This is a genomic window from Anoxybacillus sp. CHMUD (assembly GCF_013096965.1).
In the GTDB taxonomy this organism is placed as follows: domain Bacteria; phylum Bacillota; class Bacilli; order Bacillales; family Anoxybacillaceae; genus Anoxybacillus; species Anoxybacillus kestanbolensis_A.
The window spans coordinates 1-1,519 of sequence record NZ_SDLG01000046.1 but is presented as its reverse complement, the minus strand read 5'-3'; the positions used below and the strand labels follow the sequence as shown (position 1 = coordinate 1,519).

The window sequence follows — 1,519 nt, the reverse complement described above, 5'->3', positions numbered from 1 at the left end:
ATTCGGTATACTTTTAGACATAGGTAGGGTACTCCTTTCTCTAAGATTTTTGGTTCAAATCAGAGAATACCCTACCTTTTTTCTTTTTGCCTAGCAAAATGCTTTACACAAAATTTTATACATCATCTAATGCTCGGGCAGCTTCTTTATTTTTTGTTTCAATGACTTGTTTATATAACTCGGATTTACTTTTTTGCTGGTCTTGTTCGTTTGTTGTTAATCGTTCAATTTCTTTCACTAATCGTTCTTCCGGCGACAAAGAAGCGAGGTACTGTTCTTCTTTTTGTTGCTGTTGTTTTTGCATCTCGCTTTCGATTTGCTCTTTCGCTTGCTTCATAAGCGGAAGAAACTCTTGTTCTGTCACGTCGCGTACGTTACGAAAATAGCCATATCCTGACGATGTTTTTGAACCAATCCCTAATTCCTCAAGTGCTCGCATCGTCCACTCCGTTGCTTTTTTTAATAGCTTCTCTGCCTGTTGATGCTCACGATGTAAACAAGATAAATAAATATCGACGTCCGTCACTTTCACTGTAAAAAACGAAACAGGTGTCGGAGATTGATCATCTGTCGGCATACCTTTTGTTTCATAGTACTTCTTCATATGCACCGTCATTACTTCTGGAACGAGTTGCAACCCATTCACTAAGTAAACGTCGTAAAACTGCACGCAACCTCGTCGTTGCTGTGTACCGAAAATCGCTGTTGCTTCATTAGACTGTTCGATTGCGGCTTCTTTTCCTTCCCCGTACGCTTCGATCCACCATTGCCGCACGACACCTTTTAAACTTGACGCTGGAATGTATGGAATCCCGTACATTGGATGAATCGTTAGCGACGTTTCGCGAACGTGACCGGCACCGAGCCCGTGAACCATTTTTCCGACAGGCGTAGCTTTGAGCTTCCGAACAGATGCGATATGCGCAAAAGAAACAAACGAACGCTCACGATGAAGAAGTGCTTGTTTCGCCACTTGTTGAACGTCTGGATGAATGGATACGACAGGAAGACGTTTCGCTACTTTATAGCAACCTTTTTTCTCATCAAACTCATGAGATAGCCCATAATGTAAACAATAAGCTAAATGAGTTAGTTGCTGATCGTTTGCAGCGCGAAAAATCGCATGCGTATCTTTTGGAAGAAAATATTTTTCTTCTCGTACTTGTTGTTTTGCGGTGTGACGCTTGTTCATAAGTTCACTCTCCTTGCTTTGCCATGCCGTCTGCAAACTTGCGCATCCAGTTTAACAACGCTAATGCTTCCATCGTCCATGCGCGATATTCAGCACTTGATAAACTAATCACTACCTCGACAAACTCTTTATCTTTGAATTTGTCTTTATACTTTTCTTTTAACCAATCTCGCAATGTGCTATAAATAGCATCATATTCTGTAACTATTCACTCCGATAGTAGTATGTAAAGAAGCGCAACACAAATAGGGCATCCCCGTAATAGAAAATGCCCTAAGTGGTAGAAAGAACGCGATCAAGCGTGTCACCCGTCAACAGAAGACATAA

The 1,519-nt window shown here is 41.3% G+C and carries 2 protein-coding genes; both read right to left on the bottom strand.

What is annotated here, in order from left to right; genetic code table 11:
• Window positions 1–115: 115 nt before the first annotated feature.
• Complete coding sequence (gene cmr6 / locus ETB99_RS14480; RefSeq protein WP_253263656.1) at window positions 116–1,192, bottom strand: type III-B CRISPR module RAMP protein Cmr6; 1,077 nt, start codon at window positions 1,190–1,192, stop codon at window positions 116–118.
• A gap of 4 nt (window positions 1,193–1,196) precedes the next feature.
• The gene (gene cmr5 / locus ETB99_RS14475; RefSeq protein ID WP_171700924.1) at window positions 1,197–1,400 is read right to left on the bottom strand and encodes a type III-B CRISPR module-associated protein Cmr5; all 204 of its coding nucleotides are present in this window, start codon (window positions 1,398–1,400) and stop codon (window positions 1,197–1,199) included.
• Between the last annotated feature and the right edge of the window lie 119 nt (window positions 1,401–1,519).

Coding starts and splice junctions, on each gene's coding strand:
- cmr6 (WP_253263656.1), bottom strand. CDS start 1,192: ATGAACAAGCGTCACACCGCAAAACAACAAGTACGAGAAGAAAAATAT.